Origin of the sequence: Bradyrhizobium forestalis, from assembly GCF_002795245.1 — a bacterium.
Taxonomy (GTDB): domain Bacteria; phylum Pseudomonadota; class Alphaproteobacteria; order Rhizobiales; family Xanthobacteraceae; genus Bradyrhizobium; species Bradyrhizobium forestalis.
The window spans coordinates 1-19,350 of the sequence record NZ_PGVG01000008.1; the positions used below are offsets into that span (position 1 = coordinate 1).

Below are 19,350 nucleotides of genomic sequence, written 5' to 3' on the forward strand. Positions count from 1 at the left end.
TGTGGTTCGCCGTCGCTCACAACATGATGCGCTTCCTCGCCTTGCACGCCAAGGCACAGGTCGCCGCATGACGAGGAGCCCACGCCAAGCGGCGCCGACAAGCCGCAGCACCGGCCGGAATCGGGAGATCTAGTCAGATCGCGCTCATTCGGCGCCGACTCACCCGAAAAGCCTCAGGGGCGCCGACTCCAACCCATCGGCTGCAAAACCTCCGGGCAAAAGAATCATTCTCACCCTCTGAGGAGCCCGCCCAAAGCGGGCGTCTCGAAGGATGGCCGTAAGAGAAACGCTTCTCACACCGCCGGCTGCGTCGCCAACCTGTCGCGCACCTCGGCCGCGATCTCGAACGAGCGTAGCCGCGCGGTGTGGTCGTAGATCTGCCCCGTGGTCATCAATTCGTCCGCGCCGGTCTCGGCGATCAGCGCCTTCAACTTTTCTTCCACCACCGTGGGCGAGCCGACCGCGGAGCACGACAGCGCTTGCGCAACGCCGGCCGTCTCGGCCGGCGACCACAGCGCGTCCATGTCGCCAGTCGGCGGCGGCAGCGGCCCCGGCGTGCCACGGCGCAGATTGATGAACTGCTGCTGCAGCGATGAGAACATCCGCTGTGCCTCCGCGTCGCTGTCGGCCGCGAACACGTTGACGCCGACCATCGCGTAGGGCTTGTCGAGCTGCGCTGAGGGCTCGAAGCGCGCGCGATATTCGCGCAGCGCCGGCATCATCATCTGCGGCGCGAAATGCGAGGCGAACGCGAAGGGCAGGCCGAGCATGGCCGCAAGCTGCGCGCCAAAAGTGCTCGATCCCAGGATCCACAGCGGCACCTTCGTCCCCATGCCGGGCACGGCGCGGATCGCCTGGTTCGGCTGCACATCGCCGAGCAGCGCCTGCAACTCCAGCACGTCATGAGGAAAATTCTCGGACGTGGTGGCGAGGTCGCGCCGCAGCGCCCGCGCGGTGAGCTGGTCGGTGCCCGGCGCGCGGCCGAGCCCGAGATCGATCCGCCCGGGATAGAGCGATTCCAGCGTGCCGAACTGCTCGGCGATGACCAGCGGCGAATGGTTCGGCAGCATGATCCCGCCGGAGCCGACGCGGATCGTCTTGGTCCCGCCCGCGACATGGCCGATCACCACCGACGTCGCCGCGCTCGCGATCCCCGCCATGTTGTGATGCTCGGCCAGCCAGAAGCGTTTGTAGCCCCACTTCTCGGCGTGCTGGGCGAGATCGAGTGAGTTGGCGAACGCCTGCGCCGCGTCGCCGCCTTGGCGAATGGGCGCGAGGTCGAGGACGGAGAAGGGGATCATATGAGGGCCGCCGGTGTGGAGGGGGCGCGCAATGATGCGCGCTTGCAGGAAACACATGTAGTGGCAGCGCGCAGGATGGGTAGGGCACTTGCGAACCCATCATGCCTCCGCGCAGAAAGCGCGATGGGTTTCTTGCCGCAGTCAGCGGCGGGGCGTAACCTCGCGCAATGACCGTCACGGCCCCCGATCTGAAAGCGTTCTTGCTGGCGACACCGTTCTTCGGCGGTCTCCCAGATCCGAGCCTCGACCTCTTGATCTCAATGCTGGTCGAGTGCCGCTTCGATGCCGGCGCAACCGTCGTGGCGGAGGGCGAACCGGGACGCTCGATGTTCATCGTCAAATCCGGTCGGCTCGTGGTGAGCAAACGGATGAATTCGGGGCGCGTCATCCCAATATCCCGTTTGGAGCCTGGTGATTTCTTCGGCGAGATGACGCTGATCGAAATGCAGAACCGCTCCGCCACGGTGGTCGCGGAGGCCCCGACTGTGTTGTACGAGCTGACGGCCCAGAAGCTCTACGCGTGCTACAAGGCCGACATCCACGCCTATGTGATCGTCCTGCAGAACATCAATCGCGAGCTATGCCGCCGGCTGCGCCGGGCAGACGATCGCTTAGCGGCACGGCAGGTGGATGACGACAATTGATGGTGCGTAGGAGATAGAGCCGTGGCGAAACCATCATCTTTCGTCGCTGAGCAAAGCCTCGATGGGTCTCAGCGATCACGACTTATCGTGCGCGTACTTCTCCAAGACCAACCGATTATACTCGTCTCTCACGGCTCTTCGGGAAACATGCCCTTTTCGATCTTTGGCGATTTTCAGAAGGTCAGGGTCGGTCGGTGCCCTTGATTTCCGCCTAAATCTCGCAAAGAGGGAGCTCGTAGGCGCCGACATTCTTCCAAACAGCCGGTCAAACCATCCCATGGTGTCCTCCCGGACAGGCCGCGAATTACAAGACTATCACCATGAAATGAGGGGTCAACGGACTGTGTGACTGCACCTATTCGAAGAGGCGCAACCGAAAGCTGATGCCGATCGCAACGCTTCCGACCCGTCGGGCAAAACACCCCGCCTCCCGCCCAAACCCGTCAACCCCCTCCTACAAAAATATTCCACTTTACCGAAATTCGGAATTGCGGCATTCTTTCGCCATCCCGGCCCAAGGAGAGGGGCGATCGTACGTCGTCACGAACGGGGGGTGGGGTGCGGTGGACGCGGCAGCGTCGGGCATGCGAGGCGGGACCAGGGCGAGATGAACCTCGTGAGGTCTTGACTGGCGTGCGGACGGACGGCGCTGTGTCCGGCGAAGCTCCTAAAGCGAAGCCGGGCCGACGCGTACGGCAAAACCGTGTGGTCCTGACCGTCGTTGCTACGGTCAAGCCTTGCGGAGATGCTTTTGGGCTCAACCGGGCCTGGAGGTATCGTCAATTCGCGAGGTGACGGAGGCCAGAAGGAACTCGGCTCCGGGGAGAGCAGGCATAAGCCGTCAAACCACTGCGCAGGGAAGGCCGTGTGTTGGGCTTCACCTGTATGCCGCTGTGCAGTTTTCTGCGTGTGCTTTCGCACAGCGGACCGTGGGTGCCAGCCGGCACCCGGCCTTCCCTGCGCCCTCTTCACTTCAAGAGGGCGAAAGAGAAGAGCAAAACTCGGGCGCTTCAAGCCGCGAGAACGCTGCGTCATGTGTCGACACGGGAATGACCGGGCTTTCCCGCTTCGCAGGTCTCGCCTGTCTCAGCGACGGGCGGCGGTCGCCGTCAGCTCCAGTCTGACGCCCGGGCCGAGATTCGCAACGCCGATGGCGGCACGCGCCGGCAGATGGTCCGCGGTGAAATAGCGCTTCCACACCTGGTTGAGCGCTGCCTTGTCGGCGAGATCAGCCAAAAAGATCGTCACCTGCAGAACGCAGGAGAGATCGGAGCCGGCGCCATCAAGCAGGGTCTTCAACTGGCGAAGCACATCGTCGGCCTGGCCTGCCATGTCGAGGCCCGCATCCTCGGGAACGATGCCGCCGAGATAGAGCACGCCATTATGCTCGACGATCTCGTGGAGCAGTCCTTCATAGGGCAGGGAACGTGTGATCACGATCGCATCCGTGGGGGTTGCGGGCTCGCTGCCAGGCGGAGGGCTCGCTTGAATGGGGAAAGCTGGTGCTGCCAGACAGGATTGAACTGTCGACCTCTCCATTACCAATGGAGTGCTCTACCACTGAGCTACGGCAGCATGTGCTGGGATCAGAATCGGCCGCCACTGGGGCCTACCAAGCGGGCCGATATCTGCCACAAGCCCCCCTCCTGTGCAAGCTTGCAAGCCCCGTCAAAACGAGAAAATCGGGCCGATATCGGGGCCAAAATGCCCGTTTTCGCTCGAGATCACCGACTTCCCGCCGATTCGGGGGCCGATATCCCCGCCCAACTGGCCAGTTGGCCCGGGGCCCGGATTCGATCCATTTCGCGTTTCGCACGATCGGATCGAGCTCGCCTCTTGAGCTGCCATGTTCGTTGGGCATGTTATGGCCGATCGCTGCGATGGACCATTGATGACTGACCGGAACGAAAAGAATTCGAAACAGGATCGGGCGTCCCGGGACGACCGGCTGAAATCGGCGCTGCGCGAAAACCTGAAGCGGCGGAAGCTGCAGGCGCGCGAGCGCGCCGCGATCACCGAGCCCTCGCAGAATGACGATGCTTCCCTAAATGAGGGGACCGCCGGCAAGTCCGGCGATTGAAGACCGGCAGCTAGATTTTTGGAATGAGTGGGAATGACGATGGCGCAGGACGAGGTGCAACGAGCCGACAGGGAGGCGCTGATGGCGCAGTTCACACGTCCCGAGCAGACCTTTCCGACGCTGACACAAGTCGAGATCGAGCGTCTGCGCCATTTTGGCGAACTCAGGCGCTATAAGGACGGCGAGCTGCTGTTCGAGACCGGCAAGCCCGGGCCCGGCATGTTCGTGGTGCTGGCGGGCCACGTCGCGATCACCCAGCGCGACGGGCTCGGTCACGTCACCCCGGTGATCGATCAGGGGCCGGGGCAATTCCTGGCCGAGCTCGGCCAGCTCTCGGGCCGGCCGGCGCTGGTCGACGGCCGCGCCGAGGGCGATGTCGAGGTGCTGCTCGTCCCGCCGGACCGCCTGCGCGCGCTGCTGGTGGCCGAAGCCGAGCTTGGCGAGCGCATCATGCGCGCGCTGATCCTGCGCCGGGTCAATCTGATCCAGGGCGGCATCGGGGGGCCCGTGCTGATCGGGCCGTCGAACTCCGCCGGCGTGGTGCGCCTGCAGGGCTTTCTCACCCGCAATGGCCAGCCGCATCATCTGCTTGATCCCGAGAGCGAGCACGATGCCGCCGAATTGATCGCGCGCTATTCGCCGAAGCCGGAGGATTGGCCGCTCGTCGTCACGGCCGGCGGCACGGTGCTGCGCAATCCCAGCGAGACCGAGCTCGGCCGCGCCATCGGCATGATCGGCGGTGCCAAGGACAACCGCATCTACGATGTCGCCATCGTCGGCTGCGGGCCGGCGGGGCTCGCGACCGCGGTCTACGCGGCCTCCGAAGGTCTCTCGGTTGCGGTCGTCGACACCCGCGCCTTCGGCGGTCAGGCCGGCGCCAGCGCGCGCATCGAGAATTACCTGGGTTTCCCGACCGGCATCTCCGGCCAGGCGCTGGCGGGCCGCGCCTTCACCCAGGCGCAGAAGTTCGGCGCCGACATCATGATTCCGATGTCGGTGAGCTCGCTGGATTGCTCGCGCGCCAACGGCACCTTCGCTCTGGCGCTGGATTGCGGCGACACCTTGCGCTCGCGTGCGGTGGTGGTCGCCAGCGGCGCGCGCTATCGCCGGCCTGATATCGCCAATCTCGACAAGTTCGAGGGCCGCGGCGTCTGGTACTGGGCATCGCCCGTGGAGGCGCGGCTGTGCGCCGGCGAGGAGGTGGCGCTGGTCGGCGCCGGCAATTCGGCAGGGCAGGCGGCGGTGTTCCTGTCGGGCCATGCGAAGCGCGTGCTGATGATCATCCGCGGCGGTGGCCTCGGGGCCAGCATGTCGCGCTATCTCATCGAGCGCATCGAAGCGACGCCGAACATCGAATTGATGTTCAACACCGAGATCACCGCGCTCGAGGGCGACGAGACCGCGCTGCTGCGGCGCATCCGCTGGAAGAGCCGGCTGTCGGACGACGAGGATTTTGCCGACATCCGCAATCTCTTCCTGTTCGTCGGCGCCGATCCCGCCACCTCCTGGCTCGACGGCTGCGGCGTGACGCTCGATCGCGGCGGCTTCGTCGTGACAGGCGCGCAGTCCGAGCAGAACCAGGGCAAGCTCGTGGCGCCGCTCGAAACCTCCGTGCCCGGCGTCTATGCCGTCGGCGACGTTCGCTCCGGCTCGGTCAAGCGCGTCGGCGGCGCAATCGGCGAAGGCGCGCAGGTGGTCGCCTCCCTGCACGGCTATCTCGGCGACGCCGCAAAACCGGCGCTTTAAAGCGTTTTCGAGTGAAGTGGATTCCGGTTCGCGTCAAGAAAACGCGTCAAAACAAGAATCTAAAGCCTCGTTCCGATTCCATCGGAAACGGAACGAGGCTCTAGTCAAGGAGAAGGCAAGGGAATGGCAAGCCGAATCCGGCTTGCCATCTAGCCGCGTCCCACAGACTATCGCCTCGTCGCGAGGCCAATCGCGCGTGGAAAAACAAAGATTCCCAAGGGAGGACTCAATGGCTGAAATCGTCGTGCTGTACAAAACACCCAAGGATGCTGCCGCTTTCGACAAGTACTATGCCGAGACGCACATCCCGCTCGCCAAGAAGCTTCCCGGCCTGAAGAAATACGCCGTCAGCAAGGGGCCGGTCGCATCTCCCGCAGGTCCTTCCGGAATCCATCTCGTCGCCATTCTCACCTTCGACAGCGTGGCCGACATCCAGGCGGCATTCGCCAGTCCGGAAGGCAAGGCGACCGGCGCGGACGTGCCGAAATTCGCCAGCGGCGGTGCCGACATCTTGATCTTCGACACCAAGGACGTGTGAAGGATCGCTCCAACTTTCGTCGAAAGCCTGCTGTCGCTTGTGACAGCGCTGCAAGAAATTCAGCCATGCGTTTGTCGAATCGCACGATGACGCGTGGCTGCACCTCTGCATGCGACGACGACGCAGGTGGCAATCCCATGAGGACCGTAATACTACTCTCGTTGTCTCAATGCGGAGAGTAGGGGAGATGTCATGGTCCTTGGGTTGAGTCTGCCTGCCCTTACACTGATCCATGTCATCATCAGCCTGATCGCGATCGTCGCCGGCTTCGTCGTGATGTTCGGCCTGCTCGGCTCGAAGTCGATGCCGGGCCTCACCGCGATCTTCCTGCTGTTCACGATCCTCATCAGCGCCACCGGCTTCCTGTTTCCCTTCAAGGAGCTCTTGCCCTCCCACATCATCGGCATCATCTCGCTGGTGCTGCTCGCGATCGCCTGCTTCGCGCTCTACGGCATGAGGCTCTCCGGGCTCTGGCGTCCGGTCTATATCGTGACCGCGATGATCTCGCTCTATTTCAACGTCTTCGTGCTGGTGATCCAGTCGTTCCTGAAGGTGCCGGCGCTCGCCGCGCTGGCGCCCGCCGTGCCGCCGGCGCCGCCATCGGGGCCGGTGTTCGCGGTGGTGCAGGGCATCGTGCTGGTGTTCTTCGTCGTGCTCACCATCGGTGCCTGGCGCCGCTACAAGCCGATGGCGTTTGCCTGATAGCTGATCCCTCGTCATTCCGGGGCGATGCGAAGCATCGAACCCGGAATCTCGAGATTCCGGGTTCACGCTTCGCGTGCCCCGGAATGACTCTCTCATAACAGGAGCCCCGCAATGCCCACCATCACCACCAAAGACGGCGTCGAAATCTTCTACAAGGATTGGGGCTCGGGTCAGCCGATCGTGTTCAGCCATGGCTGGCCGCTGTCGTCCGACGACTGGGACGGGCAGATGATGTTCTTCGTCACGCGCGGCTACCGCGTCATCGCCCATGATCGCCGCGGCCATGGCCGCTCGGCGCAGGTCGCCGACGGTCACGACATGGACCATTATGCCGACGATCTCGCCGCGCTCACCGCGCATCTCGACCTCAAGAGCGCCATCCATGTCGGCCATTCCACCGGCGGCGGCGAGGTCGTGCACTACATCGCGCGCCATGGCGAGAGCCGGGTGGCGAAAGCCGCGATCCTCTCGGCCGTGCCGCCGCTGATGGTGCAGACCGCAGCCAATCCCGGCGGCCTGCCGAAGAGTGTGTTCGACGGTCTGCAGGCCCAACTCGCGGCCGGCCGCGCACAGTTCTATCGCGACTTCGCCGCCGGCCCGTTCTACGGCTACAACCGCCCCGGTGCAAAACCGTCGGAAGCCGTGATCCAGAACTGGTGGCGCCAGGGCATGATGGGCGGCGCCAAAGCGCATTACGACGGCGTCATCGCGTTCTCGCAGACCGATTTCACCGAGGACCTCAAGAAGATCAATGTCCCCGTGCTGGTGATGCATGGCGACGACGACCAGATCGTGCCCTACGCCGATTCCGCCCCGCTGTCGGCCAAGCTGCTGAAGAAGGGCATCCTGAAGACCTACAAGGGATTCCCCCACGGCATGCCGACCACGCACGCCGAGACGATCAACGCCGACCTGCTGGCGTTTTTTAGGGAGTGAGCGATGCGACCCTTACCCTCTCCCCTTGTGGGAGAGGGTGGCTCGCCGCGCAGCGGCGAGACGGGTGAGGGGTCTGTCTCGGCGCGTGAGATCGTGGAGACAAACCCCTCATCCGGCGCTTCGCGCCACCTTCTCCCACAAGGGGAGAAGGAAAAGACTTCACTTCAATATCGCCCTGATCGCATCGAAAGTGCGCTTCACGAACGCCTCCGGCTTTTCGCGCGTACCTTCACCGATCCAGCTCTCGCCGCCGACGCGCATCGCGCCGGTGGCGATCATGGCGACGAGCCGCGCCTTCAACTGGTCGGACTTGTTTCTCGCGCGCCGTGCAAGCCCCTCGGCCAGCGCGCGCTCGAGCTTTTCGTATTTGAGCTGGTCGCGCGCCTGCAGCGCGGGATTGTCGCGCTTGAGCCGCGACATCGCTGCGGCTTCCGCCGGATCGAGCCGTTTGATCGCCGCTGCGATCGCATTCTCCGCCGCCGTCAGCATGGATTCGTCCGCGGGCCGGGCGACAATCTCGGCGACGAGCGCGCTTGCTGCGCCCTCCTGCCAGGCCGTGACCACGTCCTCCTTCGACGCGAAATAATGGAAGAAGCTGCGTCGCGACACGTTCGCCGCCGCCGCGATGTCCTCGATGGTCGTGGCCTCGAAGCCGCGCTCCAGGAACAGGGTCATCGCCGCACGGGCCAACCGCTCGCGGGTCTCCTGCCGCTTGCGCTGGCGCAGGCCGGTGGCAGCCGGAGATTTTCCTCCCGCGGACAATGACTTGACGCCTTTCCCGGCGACCTTCGAAGCCTTCAAATCATTTCACCTCTTGCAAACTTGCACTGAGTGCACATTTAGACCGGTCGCAGGCCTTTTCCACCCCCTGAAGGCCGCGGAGACATGGCATGACCGACTGGACCACGGCAGAGATCCCCTCACTCAGCGGCAAGACCGTCGTCGTGACCGGGGCGACGGGCGGGCTCGGTTACGAGACGGCGATGGTGCTGGCGGGCGTCGGTGCCATTGTCATACTCACCGGACGCAACGACGCAAAGGGCTTGCGGGCGATCGAAGGCATTTGCGAGCGGTTTCCCAATGCACTGATCGCCTATGAGCATCTCGACCTCGCAAGCCTTGCCTCCGTCGCCGATTTTGCCCGGCGCTTCGCCGCCGACAACGAACACCTCGATCTCCTCGTCAACAATGCCGGCGTGATGGCGCTGCCGAAGCGGCAGCAGACGGAGGATGGTTTCGAGATGCAGCTCGGCACCAATTATCTCGGTCACTACGCCCTGACAGCGCGGCTGTTGCCGCAGCTTCGCCGCGCCAGGGCGCCCCGCATCGTCAATCTCTCGAGCCTTGCGCACCGCTCCGGCGCGATCAATTTCGACGATCTGCAAAGCAAGCATTCCTATCGTCCGTGGCGCGCCTACTGCCAATCCAAGCTGGCGATGCTGATGTTTGCGCTGGAGCTGCAACGCCGCAGCCTCGCCGCCGGCTGGGGCCTGATGAGCCTTGCCGCCCATCCCGGCTACGCGCGGACCGACCTCATTGCGAACGGCCCCGGCGCCGACACGTTGCAGTGGCGGGTCGGCCGGCTGTTGCAGCCGTTGATCAGCCAGTCCGCAGCCGAAGGCGCGTTGCCCACGCTGTTTGCGGCGACCTCGCCTAGCGCCGAGGCCGGCGGCTATTACGGTCCAAACGGGTTTTACGAATTGAAGGGATCACCAGGGCCGGCGAAGATCATGGCGCGGGCGAAGGATCTCGCTGCGGCGGCCATGCTGTGGGATGCCTCGGCAACGCTGACCGGTGTATCCTTCGACGAGATCGCGGCTGCCGCATGAGCCGCGAGGGCCGTTGGGGGCATCGCGATCCGCGTCACCCGGGACGGGTATCCGCGCAAGGTGCTGGAGATGGAGGATGTCAATGGCCTCTGACCTGCCGGCTCGTTAGTTTGTGTGGAAATTTCGCGGCCCGCGCGCGTTGAGCCCCGTCCACTGCGAAGGAGAAGCGTCGGCGATGTCGCCCCAGCTCAAACTGATCGCGCTCGACGCCGACGATCTCGCCGTGATCTCGACCCATGTCCAGGACGCCCGCGTCCAGACGTCCGACATCATCTGGCGGCAGAGCGAGAAGCGGCTTGTGGTCGGCATGAGCCGGCTGGACTGGGAGCAGACGCTGGAGGGCGAGACCGAGCCACGCCGGCTGGTCGCCGCGCTCCGCTTCGACCGTGTGCTCGCCTGCAAGTCGCGCAACATCGACCTCGCCGTGCCGGACAAGGTGCTGGATCTCGTCGGCATTGAGTTTCACCCCCAGGACGGGCGCCACGAGGAGCCCGGCGGGAGCGCCCTGCTCTTGTTCGCCCAGGGCGGCGCCATCCGCCTGGACGTCGAGTGCCTGGAATGCGAGCTGACCGACCTCGGGGCCGACGCGCCGGGGACGGGACCGGGCATCGAGGAATGAGGCGGTATACCAGCGCCCAGCAAACCGGTGTCGTCCCGAATGTCGGGATCCATAGCCACCGGGGCAATTATTGAGCACAATCGGGGCCCCATCTCGTTTTAACAACAAGGCCCTGGGGTTATGGGTCCCGGCGTCCGCCGGGACGACATCTCGCAAGGGTTGACGGCGGGTGGCCGCCGCGCCATTGAGCAGGGGACCTGGTGCGCCGATCCGCCCCTCAAGACCCAGCCAGAAGCCAAGCGAAACATGCCCGTTCGCCTCGACCGCAGCAGCGCCGATTTTGACCAGCGATTCGCCGCCTTCCTCGCCGCCAAGCGCGAGGCCTCGGCCGATGTCGAGGCCGCCGCGCGCGCGATCGTTGACGACGTGGCCAAGCGTGGCGATGCCGCCCTGCTCGAGGCCACGGCAAAGTTCGACCGGCTGAGGCTGGATGCATCCTCCTTGCGCGTCTCCGCCGCCGAGATCGAGGCCGCCGTGAAGGCCTGCGAGCCTGCGACGCTGGACGCGCTCAAGCTGGCGCGCGACCGCATCGAGACCTATCACCGCCGCCAGCTGCCGAAGGACGAGCGCTTCACCGACCCGCTCGGCGTCGAGCTCGGCTGGCGCTACACCGCGATCGAATCCGCGGGCCTCTACGTCCCCGGCGGCACAGCGGCCTATCCATCCTCGGTGCTGATGAATGCCGTGCCGGCGAAAGTCGCCGGCGTTGCGCGTCTCGTGATGGTGGTGCCATCGCCGGACGGCAAGCTCAATCCGCTGGTGCTGGCGGCCGCGCATCTCGGTGGCGTCGCCGAGATCTACCGTGTCGGCGGTGCGCAGGCGGTGGCCGCGCTCGCGCACGGCACCGCGACCATCGCGCCGGTCGCCAAGATCGTCGGCCCCGGCAACGCCTATGTCGCCGCCGCCAAGCGGCTGGTGTTCGGCAAGGTCGGTATCGACATGATCGCCGGCCCCTCGGAGGTGCTCGTCATCGCCGATGACACCGGCAACGCCGACTGGATCGCCGCTGACCTGTTGGCGCAGGCCGAGCACGATGCGAGCGCGCAGTCGATCCTGATCACGGATTCGGCGCGCCTCGCCGCCGACGTCGAAAAGGCAGTCGAGGCGCAGCTGAAGACGCTGCCGCGTGCGGCGATCGCAGGTAGCTCGTGGGCGGATTTCGGCGCCATCATCATGGTGAAGAATCTCACTGAGGCCATTCCGCTCGCCGACGCGATCGCGGCCGAGCATCTCGAGATCATGACCGTTGATCCGGACGCGCTCGCGGCAAAGATCCGCAATGCCGGCGCGGTGTTCCTCGGGCCGCATACGCCTGAAGCGATCGGCGACTATGTCGGCGGCTCCAATCACGTGCTGCCGACGGCGCGCTCGGCGCGATTCTCCTCGGGCCTGTCGGTGCACGACTTCATGAAGCGCACCTCGATCCTGAAATGCGGCCCGGATCAGCTCCGCGCGCTGGGACCTGCCGCGATGACGCTCGGCAAGGCGGAGGGGCTGGATGCCCATTCGCGCTCGATTGGACTGCGCCTCAATCTGTCATGACAAAGCCGCCCGGACAGGACGACTCGACCAATCGCATCGTCGGCGTCACGCTCGACGAGGACTCGATCGGCCGTTCCGGGCCTGATATCGAGCACGAGCGCGCGATCGCGATCTACGATCTGATCGAGCAGAATTTGTTCGCGCCTGATGGTGCCGACGGGCAGGGCCCGTTCACGCTGCATATCGGCATCACCGGCAACCGCCTGATGTTCGACATCCGCCGCGAAGACGGCACGCCTGTCGTCGCGCATCTGTTGTCGCTGACGCCGTTCCGGCGGATCGTGAAGGACTATTTCATGATCTGCGACAGCTACTACCAGGCGATCCGCACCGCGACCCCGGACAAGATCGAGGCCATCGACATGGGTCGCCGCGGCATCCATGACGAGGGATCGCGCACGCTGCAGGAGCGGCTGAAGGGCAAGGTGCGGGTCGATTTCGAGACCTCGCGCCGGCTGTTCACGCTCATTACCGTCCTTCATTGGAAGGGGTGAGCGCGATGGCGGGTCCGCCACGCGCACGTGATCCGCAATCGGTGCTGTTCGCCTGTGCGATGAACAGCGTGCGCTCACCGATGGCCGAGAGCCTGTTGCAGCACATGTTTCCGCAGGGCCTCTACGTGAAGTCGGCCGGCACCAGGAAGGGCGAGCTCGATCCATTCGCAGTGGTCGTGATGGCCGAGCTCGGCCAGGACATTTCGGCTCACAAGCCGCAGACCTTCGAGGAGCTGGAGGATTGGGAGGGGCTGAATTTCGACCTCATCATCACGCTCTCGCCCGAGGCGCATCACAAGGCGCTGGAGCTGACGCGGACACTCGCGGCCGAGGTCGAATACTGGCCGACGCAGGATCCCACCACCATCGAAGGCAGTCGCGACCAGAAGCTCGCCGCCTATCGCGAGGTCTGCGATCAGCTCTTGATGCGCATCCGGCGGCGCTTCGCCAAGGCGGGCGCGGCGTCCGGGTGATCCCGTGATCCGGATGCCGCGCCGCGTCCGGGACACGAGACCTTCCGTAACACCCGCGTCACAGACCGAGGGCAAAGCCGTGTCTGAAGCCTCGAATCACCAAACCTCCGGTTCCCGGGTTGTGAAACCGGCCCCCTTCCGATAGGTTCCGCGCGCAATTCACCCCGCTTCATCCCCCAAATCACCTGATGCTTGGCCGCCCCAAATTCGTACTTGCCTCCGGTTCGCCGCGTCGGCTGTCGCTCCTCAACCAGGCCGGCATCGAGCCGGACGCGCTCCGGCCGGCCGACGTCGACGAGACGCCGAAGCGGGGCGAGCTGCCGCGCGCCTGTGCCAACCGGCTCGCAAGGGCCAAGGCTGACGCCGCGCTGAAATCGGTGCAGCTCGACGACGAGCTGCGTGGCGCCTTCATCCTCGCGGCGGACACGGTGGTGGCGGTCGGTCGCCGCATCCTGCCCAAGGCCAATCTGGTCGATGAAGCCGCGCAGTGCCTGCGGCTGCTGTCGGGCCGCAACCACCGCGTCTACACCGCGATCTGCCTCGTCACGCCGCGCGAAGCCTTCCGCCAGCGCCTGGTCGAGACCCGCGTGCGCTTCAAGCGTCTGTCGGAGGACGACATCCAGGCCTATATCGGCTCCGGCGAATGGCGCGGCAAAGCCGGCGGCTACGCCGTGCAGGGCATCGCCGGTTCCTTCGTGGTCAAGATGGTGGGGTCCTACACCAACGTCGTCGGCCTGCCGCTCTACGAAACCACGACGCTGCTCGGCGGCGAAGGTTTTCCGATCCGCTTCGGCTGGCTCAACGCCGTCGCGGTGTGAGTGCGGCAGCCAAGCCGGCGGCGCCCGCTCCGGACACAAGCGGAAACGCGTTCGTTGGTATCTGGGGAACCCCTTTGCCGAGCAGCGCTTGAACTCCTTCACCCCGTGTAAGCTGCCGAATTCATGGACGACGAAGTCAAAAAGCCCGCCAGCCCGCTGAAGACCTGCCCGATCTGCGGCAAGCCGCAGGCGCAGGCCACCCGCCCGTTCTGCTCCTCGCGCTGCCGCGACGTCGATTTGAACCGGTGGCTGAAAGGCTCCTACGTCATCCCCGGCCGCGATGACGATGTCGATGATGTCAAATAATTAAGTAAAATCAATTCATTAAACGTGCGACCGATGCGCCGCGCGTAAGCCCCGGCAGGAAGGTCCGAGCTTGTGCACAGCCGGGCCGTACCCCGCGAAGCCAAAGGCGAAGCGTGGGTGGACAGGCCGCTTCTAGCCCACTATAAACCGCCCGCTCGATGGGCTTTGGCCCCTCTCTTGGAGCACGCCCAGGTAGCTCAGTTGGTAGAGCATGCGACTGAAAATCGCAGTGTCGGTGGTTCGATTCCGCCCCTGGGCACCATCTCCTCAGCCAATTTGCGAACCGGGGTTTCTCGCCCGGCCAAGCGTGGCCCTGCTATCGTCGTTCGAGCCGATGACGCGCGAGATCGACAAGCACGTGCCTGTGCGCAGTTCACCGCGGAGGATCCGGCTCGGAGACACGTCCGATATCGGAAGAGGTCAGAACGACAACCTCTCCCGTCTCCAGACCGCCCAGCACCTCGACGCCAGTTTCGGTGGTTGCTCCTAAGACGACGGACCGGTCGAACTCTCGGCCCGATCCTGGCTCCCGGATTCTGACCCTTGGCTTCACGCGGGTACCGCCTACGGCTTCGATGGGAACGATCAGCGCCTTTGCATTCGCCATCAGCTCGATCGTCATCCGGGCCGACATGCCCAGCCGCACCATATCGCGCCGCGCCGCTTCGACCGATATGGCCGCGCGGACTTCGAACGAGGGAGCCGGATTTCCACCCTGATTGGCATTCGCTTCGGCGCTCACACCCACGATGTGCCCTGCGATCTCGCCGGCGAAAGCGTCGCTGGTGATCATCGCAGCCTGGCCGACGTGCACGCGATTGACATCGACCTCGTCGATCCTGCCGACCACGATCAAGGTCGAAAGATCGGCAACGGAAAACAAGGCCTGCCCGCGGCTGACCCGGCTTCCGGGCTCGGTCGAGAGAGACCCCTGAGTGCTGGGTGCCGTCGCCGGCGGGCGGACCAGGATGCCTGACGAGGGGGCGAACACTGTGCTGCCATCGAGTTGCTGTTTCAGGTCCGCCAGTCTGGCCTGTGCGTTCTTCATTTCCAGATCCGCCAGCTGGCGGTATTCGGCGTTGCCACGTGCGAGCGTGGTTTGCAGGTCCAGGCGGCTGCTGGCGGCTGCAACCCGTTGTGCGTCCCGCTGTTGCATCAGCCCATCGAATTCGTTGCGCGAGACGATCCCGCGATCGAACAGGGCCTTGGTCTCGGTTACCTGGCGTTCGAGGACTGCAAGCGTGGCGTCTGCGGCCTCGATCGCGCGCTTGGCGCGCGTGACATCCGGGCTGGTGTCCCAATGGACCAGGACGTCAAGCCCCATGCTGGCCTTGAGCAGGGATCCTTGAGCGTCGCGAAAACGGCTTTGCACTTCCCCGGGGTCCATGATGAGAACCGTGTCACCCGCAGCGACACGATCGCCCAGCTGCACCTTGCGCTCGAGTATGGGGCCGTCGAACGGCGCCACAATCGGGACCGTCTTTCCGGCTCTCAAGGTACCGGTCAGGGTCAGGCGTGAAACGACGGCGCTCGATGCAACCGTGAAAGTACGGGCGGTCGTCAGTCCGGCTGGAGTCTGTGGCCGCGAGACGCCGTTCTGCCAAAACCAGGTCGTCAAGCTCAACGCGACAACGGCAAGCAGAGCAGCCGCGATCGTCACGCGTTTGATTTGTCGTGGGACAAATCCGGTCATGCATGCGCGCACCGGGCGCTTCGTCTCCGCGGCGTCCGGCGTCTCGGCGTTCACAGTCAGTCTTTCAACGCGATGCGCCATGTCTCCAGTGTCGTCCCCAATTGAATATCCAGCATCGTGAGGGCGTTGAGGTAGCCGATCAAAGCGCTGAGTTGCTGGCTCTCAGCCGACCGCAGGTCGTTCTCAAGCCCTCGCACCTGGAAATTGGCCGAGCGGCCGGCCTTCAATTTCTCCTTCTCGATCTCCACGGCTCGGGCAGCCAGATGGCCGGCGCGACGTGCCACTTCGAGCTGCCGCCAGCGGATGTCCACATCCGTAAACGAACCGCGCACCTGGAGCTCCACGCCCTGGCGGATGCTGGCAAGCTGCAACTCCGACGTCTGCAATGTCGAGGTCGCCTGCACGAAAGGTTGCTCGCGGCGCAGATCGTTGAGCGGAACGCTGAACGCCGCGCCGACCGTCACGTCGGAGATCCGTTCGGAAACGAAAGCGCCGCCGCCTGTGGTCGTCTCGCGCCCGAACCGGCCGCTTGCGAAGACCGACAGGTCCCACAACCGTTCATTCTGGGCGACGACAATGCCCAACTTGTTTTGCTCGACGACGAGAACCTGCCCGAGATAATCCGGGCGCTGGGCCAGCGCGATCTGCATCAGCCGCGACAGGTTCGTCGCGATCCTCGCCGGATCGGTGCTCTCCCTGGCCACGATCTCGGCACCGAGGTCGATGGACAGAAGGTTCAGCAATTGCAGCCGCGCCGAATCCAGCGTCTTCGTCGCCTCGAGCACGCGAATGCGTTGGTTCTCGAGGTCGGCCTCGGTCTGCACGATATCGACTTCGGCCATGCGTCCGGCGGTGATGAGGGTGCGGTTGATGTCGAGGAGCTCCTGCGCGCGCCCGACCGATGCCTGCGCCAGCTTCAGCTCCTCCTGGGCCTGCAGAAGTGCACGATAGGCGAAGATGACCTGGCCGACGGTCTCTGAGACCGTCGCCTTCAGCCGCAGTCGGTTGATCTTCTCCGTCAGGCGGGCGGCCCGCACCGGCGCCATGTTGACGTCGACGCCGCCTCCGCGCAGCAGAGGCTGCGACAATGTCAGCTCCGCCGTGGAGCTGCGTGTGACGATGCCGGCTGTATCGGTCATGTGGTTCGCCCAGGCCAGGCCGAACGTTGCTCCTGTCGGTAGCAGGGCAATGGCGGCCGGCGTGATCTCGGCACTCGTCGTGTTGATGCCGGCAACCTGCTGACGGGTCGCGCCTCCGTTGATCGAGAAATGCGGCGTGAAGCGGTCCTCGACCACCCTCAGATCGAACTTCTGCGCGATCCTGTCGATATAGGCGCTGCGGATCGTCCTGTTGTCGCGCAGCGCAATCGCGATCGCATCGGCAACGGTGAGTGAAATGCCGGCTGGCCTGGCTACCTCCGTGTCGGCTGTGGCGGCCGGCTGCGCCAGGGCTGCCGATGGACGTGCCGCGCGCTTCGCTTTGACGGCGGGTTTTGAGCCTGGCTCCTGCGCCGCTGCGCCGACAAGCGGGACGGCGGCTCCGATCAGCAGCGCGAACGCAATTCCAAGCCGGTGCTTCCGCCGCGCGCCCATCTAGTCCGACCTCAAGGCGACAATCGGATCGAGCCGGGCGGCGCGCGCCGCGGGATAGCTTCCGAAGAACAGGCCGACGACGAGCGCCATGCCGGCCCCCAGCGGCAATGCGACAGGTGCCATAGCGAAGGTCCAGCCGGATGATCGGGCGAAGAGCCAGCCGGTCAGCGTCCCCAGCACCGTGCCGATCGCCGAGCCGGCCGCCGAGAGCAGCAGGGCTTCGATCAGGAACATCACGCGGATATCGTGGCGACGTGCACCGATCGCCAGCCTGATGCCGATCTCCCGCCGCCGCTCCATCACGCTCATCAGCATCACGTTCATCACGCCGACGCCGCCCACCACCAGCGAGACCGTCCCGATCGCCAGCAGCAGGAGGCCGTAGATGCGCATCTGCTGATCGAGGGTCGCGATCAGCTGTCGCGCGGTCTGCACGCTCACGCCGCCGCCGCGCATGCGCGCGCCGAAATATTCGGAGATCTTCTCCGAGACGATCGTATCATCGTTCGCGATGTCGATCCGTGCCGCGACATTGGTGATTTGAGGGGACGGGATCAGGCGGCGTGCGGCCGCATAGGGAATGACGACGGATCGGTCGAGATCGAGGCCGAGGACCATATTGGAGTAGACGCTGGCGAGGATGCCGATGACGGTCATGACCTGGCCGTCGAGTGAAATCTGGTCGCCGATCCTGACGGGCCTGCCGGTGCTCGCCGCGATGTCTTTGGTGAGAACGGCCCCGAGCACCGCGAACGGCGCAAACCCGTCGAGATCGCACGTCCGTCGTCCAGTCGCGATCTCGGCCTTGGCGAGCGAATAGATACCGTCCGTCGCGGCGACGAGGTTGGCCTGAAGCGAGGAGCGGCCGATCCTGACGGACGTGCCCGTGAGGATGAAGGGAGCCGCGGCGATGACGCCGACCCCGACAGCGGCGACATCACGAGCGGCGTCGAGGGGGATCACGGCATTTTTCATTCCGTCCGATCTCGGGGTGACGTTCACGAGGTCGATGCCGAGCACGTCGAATTGCTGCATCGTCTCCTTGCGGGCATTGTAGCCGATGTGAAGCATCGCGATCACGGCGGCTGTCCCGATCGCGATGCCGACCAGCGCAAGGACGGTGCGCCCCCTGAGGGCCTGCAAGTTCGAAGCGGCATCGAAAGCGAGTTCGCGCAGAACCATGCGATCGCCGCTCATGCCGTCGCTCCGACGCAGCGGAGCTCGCCTCTGTTGTCGTCGACGACGCCGCCGTCGCGCATGATGACGCGCCGGGGGCAACGCGCCGCGAGCGAGGGATCGTGAGTCACGATCACCATGGTGACCCCGGACTCGCGGTTCAGGGACAGGAACAGGCCGAGGATGTCGTCGGCGGATTGGCTGTCGAGGTTGCCGGTGGGCTCGTCGGCGAGGAGCAACGCAGGCTCGCCGACGAGGGCCCGGGCTATGGCCACCCGCTGGCGCTGCCCTCCGGAGAGTTCATCGGGGCGGTGCGCCAGACGATCCGCAAGGCCGACACGATCGAGAGCGGTGGCGGCAGCCTGCCGGCGCCGCGCGCCCGCGACGCCGCGATACAGCAGCGGCAACGCCACATTGTCGAGTGCGGACAGGCGCGGCAGCAGATGGAACGACTGGAAAACAAAGCCGATGTGCCGGTTGCGCAGCCGGGCCGCGTCGTCCTCGCGCAGGCTTGCAACGGATATTCCGTTCAGATGAATCTCGCCGCTGTCGGGCCGGTCGAGCAGCCCCATCAGGTTCATCAGCGTCGTCTTGCCCGAGCCCGACGCGCCTGTCAGCGCGCACATGTCTCCGGCGTTGATCAACAGCGTGACGTTCCTCAGCACGGGCGCGCCGCCCGCAACTCCAGCGTAGCTCTTGCTGACGCGGGCAATGCTCAGCATTCCGCGCGACCTCGGTGACGATAGGGCTGCGAACCGCGGTGAAGACCTTGGACCAATGAACGCCTTCGATCGTCCGAACGATTGAGCAGGCCGGCCAAATGATCGCGATGTTGCAGCACCACGGGTGAGCCGCGCC

General features: G+C 65.0%; 20 protein-coding genes and 2 tRNA genes. 14 read left to right on the forward strand and 8 right to left on the reverse strand.

Going from position 1 to position 19,350, the window contains the following annotated elements; translation table 11 throughout:
* Positions 1-293: 293 nt before the first annotated feature.
* Positions 294-1,301 (reverse strand): LLM class flavin-dependent oxidoreductase, encoded by a 1,008-nt coding sequence (locus CVM73_RS11830; RefSeq protein WP_100232171.1) that lies wholly within the window; start codon positions 1,299-1,301, stop codon positions 294-296.
* A 167-nt stretch (positions 1,302-1,468) separates the two neighbouring features.
* Here CVM73_RS11830 and CVM73_RS11835 point away from each other — a divergent pair, with 167 nt between their 5' ends.
* Positions 1,469-1,945: a cyclic nucleotide-binding domain-containing protein gene (locus tag CVM73_RS11835; protein ID WP_100232172.1), complete on the forward strand. Its 477-nt coding sequence runs from the start codon at positions 1,469-1,471 to the stop codon at positions 1,943-1,945.
* Between the two features lie 1,086 nt (positions 1,946-3,031).
* On the opposite strand, the gene CVM73_RS11845 is transcribed toward CVM73_RS11835, so the two are convergent.
* A complete protein-coding gene (locus CVM73_RS11845; RefSeq protein ID WP_100232173.1) occupies positions 3,032-3,382 on the reverse strand; it encodes a RidA family protein in 351 nt (116 codons plus the stop codon).
* Between the two features lie 63 nt (positions 3,383-3,445).
* A tRNA-Thr gene (locus CVM73_RS11850) sits at positions 3,446-3,520 on the reverse strand.
* Between the two features lie 316 nt (positions 3,521-3,836).
* Here CVM73_RS11850 and CVM73_RS11855 point away from each other — a divergent pair.
* From CVM73_RS11855 to CVM73_RS11875, 5 genes are all read left to right on the forward strand, one after another.
* The gene (locus CVM73_RS11855) at positions 3,837-4,025 is read left to right on the forward strand and encodes a hypothetical protein (RefSeq protein WP_100232174.1); all 189 of its coding nucleotides are present in this window, start codon (positions 3,837-3,839) and stop codon (positions 4,023-4,025) included.
* 39 nt (positions 4,026-4,064) lie between these two features.
* On the forward strand, positions 4,065-5,771 hold the full coding sequence (locus CVM73_RS11860; protein ID WP_100232357.1) for an FAD-dependent oxidoreductase: 1,707 nt from the start codon (positions 4,065-4,067) through the stop codon (positions 5,769-5,771).
* Between the two features lie 229 nt (positions 5,772-6,000).
* Complete coding sequence (locus CVM73_RS11865; protein ID WP_167406788.1) at positions 6,001-6,309, forward strand: EthD family reductase; 309 nt, start codon at positions 6,001-6,003, stop codon at positions 6,307-6,309.
* 192 nt (positions 6,310-6,501) lie between these two features.
* Complete coding sequence (locus CVM73_RS11870; RefSeq protein ID WP_100232176.1) at positions 6,502-7,011, forward strand: hypothetical protein; 510 nt, start codon at positions 6,502-6,504, stop codon at positions 7,009-7,011.
* A 114-nt stretch (positions 7,012-7,125) separates the two neighbouring features.
* On the forward strand, positions 7,126-7,950 hold the full coding sequence (locus CVM73_RS11875) for an alpha/beta fold hydrolase (protein ID WP_100232177.1): 825 nt from the start codon (positions 7,126-7,128) through the stop codon (positions 7,948-7,950).
* Between the two features lie 159 nt (positions 7,951-8,109).
* On the opposite strand, the gene CVM73_RS11880 is transcribed toward CVM73_RS11875, so the two are convergent.
* On the reverse strand, positions 8,110-8,751 hold the full coding sequence (locus CVM73_RS11880; RefSeq protein ID WP_100232178.1) for a TetR/AcrR family transcriptional regulator: 642 nt from the start codon (positions 8,749-8,751) through the stop codon (positions 8,110-8,112).
* Positions 8,752-8,840: 89 nt separating this feature from the next.
* Between CVM73_RS11880 and CVM73_RS11885 the strand changes: the two genes are divergently transcribed.
* The 8 genes from CVM73_RS11885 (at position 8,841) to CVM73_RS11920 (ending at position 14,293) form a co-directional block, all read left to right on the forward strand.
* On the forward strand, positions 8,841-9,779 hold the full coding sequence (locus tag CVM73_RS11885; protein ID WP_100232179.1) for an SDR family oxidoreductase: 939 nt from the start codon (positions 8,841-8,843) through the stop codon (positions 9,777-9,779).
* Positions 9,780-9,954: 175 nt separating this feature from the next.
* A complete protein-coding gene (locus CVM73_RS11890; RefSeq protein WP_100232180.1) occupies positions 9,955-10,398 on the forward strand; it encodes a DUF2948 family protein in 444 nt (147 codons plus the stop codon).
* A 246-nt stretch (positions 10,399-10,644) separates the two neighbouring features.
* Positions 10,645-11,940 (forward strand): histidinol dehydrogenase, encoded by a 1,296-nt coding sequence (gene hisD / locus CVM73_RS11895; RefSeq protein WP_100232358.1) that lies wholly within the window; start codon positions 10,645-10,647, stop codon positions 11,938-11,940.
* On the forward strand, positions 11,937-12,434 hold the full coding sequence (locus tag CVM73_RS11900) for a UPF0262 family protein (protein WP_100232181.1): 498 nt from the start codon (positions 11,937-11,939) through the stop codon (positions 12,432-12,434). The genes hisD and CVM73_RS11900 overlap by 4 nt, the downstream gene beginning before the upstream one ends.
* Before the next feature lie 5 nt (positions 12,435-12,439).
* Entirely contained in the window at positions 12,440-12,907 is a 468-nt protein-coding gene (locus CVM73_RS11905) for an arsenate-mycothiol transferase ArsC (RefSeq protein WP_100232182.1), read from the forward strand.
* Between the two features lie 188 nt (positions 12,908-13,095).
* A complete protein-coding gene (locus tag CVM73_RS11910) occupies positions 13,096-13,725 on the forward strand; it encodes a Maf-like protein (protein WP_100232183.1) in 630 nt (209 codons plus the stop codon).
* A 123-nt stretch (positions 13,726-13,848) separates the two neighbouring features.
* Positions 13,849-14,031: a DNA gyrase inhibitor YacG gene (gene yacG / locus CVM73_RS11915; protein WP_100232184.1), complete on the forward strand. Its 183-nt coding sequence runs from the start codon at positions 13,849-13,851 to the stop codon at positions 14,029-14,031.
* Between the two features lie 186 nt (positions 14,032-14,217).
* Positions 14,218-14,293 (forward strand) — tRNA-Phe (locus CVM73_RS11920).
* 111 nt (positions 14,294-14,404) lie between these two features.
* Here the strand turns inward: CVM73_RS11920 and CVM73_RS11925 are convergent.
* From CVM73_RS11925 to CVM73_RS11940, 4 genes are read right to left on the reverse strand one after another with little or no spacing between them, the layout of a single operon-like run.
* Entirely contained in the window at positions 14,405-15,805 is a 1,401-nt protein-coding gene (locus tag CVM73_RS11925) for an efflux RND transporter periplasmic adaptor subunit (protein ID WP_100232185.1), read from the reverse strand.
* Positions 15,781-17,316 carry a TolC family protein gene (locus CVM73_RS11930; RefSeq protein ID WP_100232186.1) on the reverse strand — a complete coding sequence of 512 codons (1,536 nt, stop codon included), beginning with the start codon at positions 17,314-17,316 and terminating at the stop codon, positions 15,781-15,783. Before CVM73_RS11930 ends, CVM73_RS11925 begins: the two co-directional genes overlap by 25 nt.
* Positions 17,317-18,513 carry an ABC transporter permease gene (locus tag CVM73_RS11935; protein WP_100232187.1) on the reverse strand — a complete coding sequence of 399 codons (1,197 nt, stop codon included), beginning with the start codon at positions 18,511-18,513 and terminating at the stop codon, positions 17,317-17,319.
* On the reverse strand, positions 18,510-19,214 hold the full coding sequence (locus CVM73_RS11940) for an ABC transporter ATP-binding protein (protein ID WP_100232188.1): 705 nt from the start codon (positions 19,212-19,214) through the stop codon (positions 18,510-18,512). The genes CVM73_RS11935 and CVM73_RS11940 overlap by 4 nt, the downstream gene beginning before the upstream one ends.
* Between the last annotated feature and the right edge of the window lie 136 nt (positions 19,215-19,350).

What these genes read in the sequence shown, in the direction of transcription:
- CVM73_RS11830 (WP_100232171.1), bottom strand. Translation starts at nt 1,301, where the DNA reads ATGATCCCCTTCTCCGTCCTCGACCTCGCGCCCATTCGCCAAGGCGGC.
- CVM73_RS11835 (WP_100232172.1), top strand. Translation starts at nt 1,469, where the DNA reads ATGACCGTCACGGCCCCCGATCTGAAAGCGTTCTTGCTGGCGACACCG.
- CVM73_RS11855 (WP_100232174.1), top strand. Translation starts at nt 3,837, where the DNA reads ATGACTGACCGGAACGAAAAGAATTCGAAACAGGATCGGGCGTCCCGG.
- CVM73_RS11860 (WP_100232357.1), top strand. Translation starts at nt 4,065, where the DNA reads ATGGCGCAGGACGAGGTGCAACGAGCCGACAGGGAGGCGCTGATGGCG.
- CVM73_RS11865 (WP_167406788.1), top strand. Translation starts at nt 6,001, where the DNA reads ATGGCTGAAATCGTCGTGCTGTACAAAACACCCAAGGATGCTGCCGCT.
- CVM73_RS11870 (WP_100232176.1), top strand. Translation starts at nt 6,502, where the DNA reads ATGGTCCTTGGGTTGAGTCTGCCTGCCCTTACACTGATCCATGTCATC.
- CVM73_RS11875 (WP_100232177.1), top strand. Translation starts at nt 7,126, where the DNA reads ATGCCCACCATCACCACCAAAGACGGCGTCGAAATCTTCTACAAGGAT.
- CVM73_RS11885 (WP_100232179.1), top strand. Translation starts at nt 8,841, where the DNA reads ATGACCGACTGGACCACGGCAGAGATCCCCTCACTCAGCGGCAAGACC.
- CVM73_RS11890 (WP_100232180.1), top strand. Translation starts at nt 9,955, where the DNA reads ATGTCGCCCCAGCTCAAACTGATCGCGCTCGACGCCGACGATCTCGCC.
- hisD (WP_100232358.1), top strand. Translation starts at nt 10,645, where the DNA reads ATGCCCGTTCGCCTCGACCGCAGCAGCGCCGATTTTGACCAGCGATTC.
- CVM73_RS11900 (WP_100232181.1), top strand. Translation starts at nt 11,937, where the DNA reads ATGACAAAGCCGCCCGGACAGGACGACTCGACCAATCGCATCGTCGGC.
- CVM73_RS11905 (WP_100232182.1), top strand. Translation starts at nt 12,440, where the DNA reads ATGGCGGGTCCGCCACGCGCACGTGATCCGCAATCGGTGCTGTTCGCC.
- CVM73_RS11910 (WP_100232183.1), top strand. Translation starts at nt 13,096, where the DNA reads ATGCTTGGCCGCCCCAAATTCGTACTTGCCTCCGGTTCGCCGCGTCGG.
- yacG (WP_100232184.1), top strand. Translation starts at nt 13,849, where the DNA reads ATGGACGACGAAGTCAAAAAGCCCGCCAGCCCGCTGAAGACCTGCCCG.
- CVM73_RS11925 (WP_100232185.1), bottom strand. Translation starts at nt 15,805, where the DNA reads ATGGCGCATCGCGTTGAAAGACTGACTGTGAACGCCGAGACGCCGGAC.
- CVM73_RS11930 (WP_100232186.1), bottom strand. Translation starts at nt 17,316, where the DNA reads ATGGGCGCGCGGCGGAAGCACCGGCTTGGAATTGCGTTCGCGCTGCTG.
- CVM73_RS11935 (WP_100232187.1), bottom strand. Translation starts at nt 18,513, where the DNA reads ATGAGCGGCGATCGCATGGTTCTGCGCGAACTCGCTTTCGATGCCGCT.
- CVM73_RS11940 (WP_100232188.1), bottom strand. Translation starts at nt 19,214, where the DNA reads ATGCTGAGCATTGCCCGCGTCAGCAAGAGCTACGCTGGAGTTGCGGGC.